Consider the following 3627-nt stretch of genomic DNA (forward strand, 5'->3'; position numbering starts at 1 on the left):
CTACCGCCATAAAGAACCCATTGCCCACGGCGACGCTTCACAGCCTGTGGTGCTGGAGCACCTTGGCGTTACCAAGGCACGCGTGCTGGTGATCGTCATTTCCGACCCTTCGGCTGTGCGGGCCATTACCATTGAAGCCCGCCGCTTCAACCCCAACCTCCACATTATCGCGCGCACGCGCTTTGTGTCCGAAGTGGCGGCCCTGCGCCAATTGGGAGCGGACGAAGTTATTGCCGAGGAATTTGAAACTTCCATCGAAATTTTTACCAGAGTTCTCAGCCAGTACCTTGTGCCCCGGCAGGATATTGATACGTTTGCAGCCCGCATCAGGCAGGAAAACTACCGTATGATCCGCCGCATGAGTTCTCCAACAGACACTCTGGACAGCACAATAAACCGCCTGCCGGATATGGGGGTGCAGGCCGTGCGCCTGGGGGCAGCCTCGCCCCTGTGTGGGCAAAGCCTTGCCCAGAGCGAATTGCGCAAAAAGCATGCTGTGACTGTTATCGCCATACTGCGCGAGGGTATCACCCAGGCATCGCCGGGGCCGGATGCGGTTTTTGAGAATGGCGACATTGTCTATCTTTTTGGCAAAACTGACAAACTGATTGCCGTAACGCCGTTTTTTTCCGGTCCTGTGCGGGCTTCCACAAAGGGCAAGGAAGGCGAGAGAGAGCATCTTCAGCCAGCAACCTAAAAAGCCACCTCTCTTTATCAGGAAAGCTTGCGCATTTTTCCGTAGACGTCTACCATAGTGGACCCCTTTTGGGGTGGCAGCTCCGGACGGTCTGCCATCATTATTTTTTGAGGACCATAATGCAGGATCACAAAGAGTTGCGCAGCCAGCTTGAGCAAGCACGACGCATCGCCATAGTGGGTGCCAAGGACAAACCCGGCCAGCCCGTGGACCGTGTGGGCCGCTATCTGATGGACGTGGGCTACGAAGTGTACCCGGTACACCCTGTGCGCAAAACCGTATGGGGGCTTACGGCCTACCCTGATCTGGCGTCCCTGCCCTGCCCTGTTGACATTGTGAATCTTTTTCGCGCGCCTCAATACTGCCCGGACCACGCCCGCGAAGTTCTGGCTTTGCCGTGGCAGCCCTCGATTTTCTGGATGCAACTGGGCATCCGGTCGCCCGAAGCCCGCGTTCTGTTGTTTCCCTCAGGCATCACCGTGATTGAAGACGCCTGCATTATGGTTGACCACGCCCACCTGCTGCCCAACGCTGCCAAGACTCAAGGATAAGCTCATGCCTGCTGCATCAGACAAGGTTTTCAACTGCCGCATGTGCGGTCATTGCTGCGAAGGCAGCGGCGGAATTGTGGTCAGCCCCACCGACCTCACACGTCTGGCGGCTCATCTGGGCCATGCTCCGGAAACGGTTGTTGAACGCTACTGCTACCATGTGGGAGACAAACTGAAAATCCGCAGCGGTGATGACGGATACTGTGTTTTTTTCAAGCAGGGACAAGGCTGCGGCGTACACGAAGGCAAGCCTGCCATATGCCGGGCATGGCCATTTTTTCGCGGCAATATTGAAGATTCCGCAAGCCTGGCCATGGCCAAAGAATTCTGCCCCGGCATAAGCCCTGAAGCCCGCCATGCAGATTTTGCCCAGGCTGGACGCAGCTACCTGCGCCAAAAGGGTCTGCTGGCCAAAGACAGCAGCTGCGAAGCCAACGCCCTGATCCTCAAATAAATCATGCGACGTCGTACCCGCCAGATCTCGCTCAGGGAATGTTATAGTGTTCTCAAGCTGGAAAAAGACGCAGACCTTGCTGCAGTCAAAAGGGCTTACCGCAAGCGTGCCTTTGAGCTGCACCCGGACCTGAACCCCGGCAACGCCGAAGCCAGCCGCGAGTTTCAGCTGCTCAACGAAGCCTATGTCGCCCTTACAGGCATCCTCAAGCATGAGGATGAGATTAAAAAAAGAGCTGATACCCGACAGGGTGCGAACAAGGCCAAAAAAGAAAACAAGGACGCAAAGGACGCTGAAAACGCCCGGTCTGACCAGCAGGCCGAAAGCCAGTCTCAGCAAGCCACCAGCGGCGGCGCGGCAAAAGAAACGCAGGGTGAAGAGGCAGGAAAAAAGGCTGACGCTGCAGCGGGCGAGAACTCTGAAAAAAAACGGGCAGCTCAAAGCGAAGCCACTGCCAGCGCGCAGGCCGAGGCCAGCGCAGGAGCCCGTGCTGATGCAGCGGGCGCGGCCTATGCCGAACAGGACGTACTGCGCGATCTGCTCAACGATCCCTTTGCCCGCCGCGTTTTTGAAGATATTTATAGCGAACTGAACAAACAGCAGACAGAAAAGCCGCAGCAACAGGAGCCCCGCCCGCAAACTGCGGAATCTGCCCCGCAAAGCCGCGCAAAACCCAAGCCGCCACCGAGGGAAAAGAAAAACACCACCCTGCACAAGGACAATCTGGCCTGGGGTACCTCCAAATGGTCTTCCGACATGACGCGCAACGTCACTGGCATCGTCAAGGATTGGCTGCGCCGCCAGATTGATGAGGAACAGAGCCTCACCCTGCCCGCCACCAACCTGCTGCCGGGTTGCCGGGTGCGCCTTCAGATTCGCCAAGGCCTGCAGGCTGAACTCAAGACGGTTGAAATAACCCTGCCGCCAGATTTTACCGTGGGCAAGCCTGTACGGCTTCGCGGCCTGGGCAAACGTGTTGGCCCTTGGCAGGGCGATCTTTATCTGACATTGTACACAGAGTAAGAAACTGCAATTTCCGCCAAATCTGGCCGGGTGGCTCACGCTGCCCGGCTTTTTCTTTATTTTGCTGCCTGCGCCATACTATTTGGCATGATACTACCAGTTGCGGCATTGCATTGGCGCAGCATTTTGCAGCACTTTAAAAGTTTATCTATAACCATTAGCAATCAAAAAAACCATTTGACATGACCCAATTGCCTGTTTAAATTTCTTGTAAAGGTAAAATGTTTTAAAAGGCATTTACTCACCGCGAATGACGACCGTGAGAGAGCTTGCTGCTAGACAGCACGCCGAAGGGGCAAGAGCAATCGAAACTCTCAGGCAAAAGGATCACGGTCGGACGCACTCTGAAGTTGGCGCACGCTAATGACAGAAGTTGAACCTCATGAGCGAGAAGACTTGTCATGGCGTTGTTTTATTCATTGGCTCCGCCCTGGTGTGCGGCCCTTCTGAGTTACAATACCCATCACTGACCACAAGTCGGATCGCGCCCGCTGGTTCTGCGGGCGGCCAGTTATACCGATAATTCCTGGCTCCCTCTGCATTCTTGTCCTGCCCTCTTCAGCCACTGGCTTTATCGCCTTGGGTGCTGCCGCTTGATGCGCATTTCCTCCTCACTGGCGGAACATGCGCTAAAGATCTTTATTACTTCCTTTGCCTGCATCAGGCTTCCTGGCCGTCTTGCGACGCAGCCAGCGGAGTTTCTTTGTCCTTTGCTGTGCGTAACGTTGCCTGTGCTGAAAGAGTCAACGCCAGATAATAACACGCCCAATAAAAGGAGGAGACGTTGAAAAGTAGTGCAGAAACATTTGCCTGATCAAACAGATTTCTGCCTGTGACAACTGCCTTATGCATTAGACCCCGGTGCACTAACACCCAAACAGGGAGACGTATCATGAGCGAAA

The 3627-nt window shown here is 55.2% G+C and carries 5 protein-coding genes and 1 riboswitch; of the genes, 4 read left to right on the top strand and 1 reads right to left on the bottom strand.

Features of this window, described 5'->3' with window-relative positions:
* The 4 genes from QM579_RS11460 to QM579_RS11475 form a co-directional block, all read left to right on the top strand.
* On the top strand, positions 1-697 hold a 697-nt coding region (locus QM579_RS11460; protein WP_414999277.1), incomplete at its 5' end, for an NAD-binding protein.
* Positions 698-816: 119 nt separating this feature from the next.
* A complete protein-coding gene (locus QM579_RS11465) occupies positions 817-1248 on the top strand; it encodes a CoA-binding protein (protein ID WP_414999278.1) in 432 nt (143 codons plus the stop codon).
* A gap of 4 nt (positions 1249-1252) precedes the next feature.
* Complete coding sequence (locus QM579_RS11470; protein ID WP_414999279.1) at positions 1253-1702, top strand: YkgJ family cysteine cluster protein; 450 nt, start codon at positions 1253-1255, stop codon at positions 1700-1702.
* Between the two features lie 3 nt (positions 1703-1705).
* Positions 1706-2725, top strand: a complete 1020-nt coding sequence (locus tag QM579_RS11475; protein ID WP_414999280.1) for a J domain-containing protein — start codon at positions 1706-1708, stop codon at positions 2723-2725.
* A gap of 250 nt (positions 2726-2975) precedes the next feature.
* Positions 2976-3065: riboswitch (glycine riboswitch) on the top strand.
* Positions 3066-3385: 320 nt separating this feature from the next.
* Here the strand turns inward: QM579_RS11475 and QM579_RS11480 are convergent.
* The coding region (locus tag QM579_RS11480; protein WP_414999281.1) for a hypothetical protein at positions 3386-3627 on the bottom strand (242 nt) is incomplete at its 5' end.

It is taken from the genome of Desulfovibrio sp. (genome assembly GCF_047607245.1).
Taxonomy (GTDB): Bacteria; Desulfobacterota; Desulfovibrionia; order Desulfovibrionales; family Desulfovibrionaceae; genus Desulfovibrio.

Coding starts and splice junctions, on each gene's coding strand:
- QM579_RS11470 (WP_414999279.1), top strand. CDS start 1,253: ATGCCTGCTGCATCAGACAAGGTTTTCAACTGCCGCATGTGCGGTCAT.
- QM579_RS11465 (WP_414999278.1), top strand. CDS start 817: ATGCAGGATCACAAAGAGTTGCGCAGCCAGCTTGAGCAAGCACGACGC.
- QM579_RS11475 (WP_414999280.1), top strand. CDS start 1,706: ATGCGACGTCGTACCCGCCAGATCTCGCTCAGGGAATGTTATAGTGTT.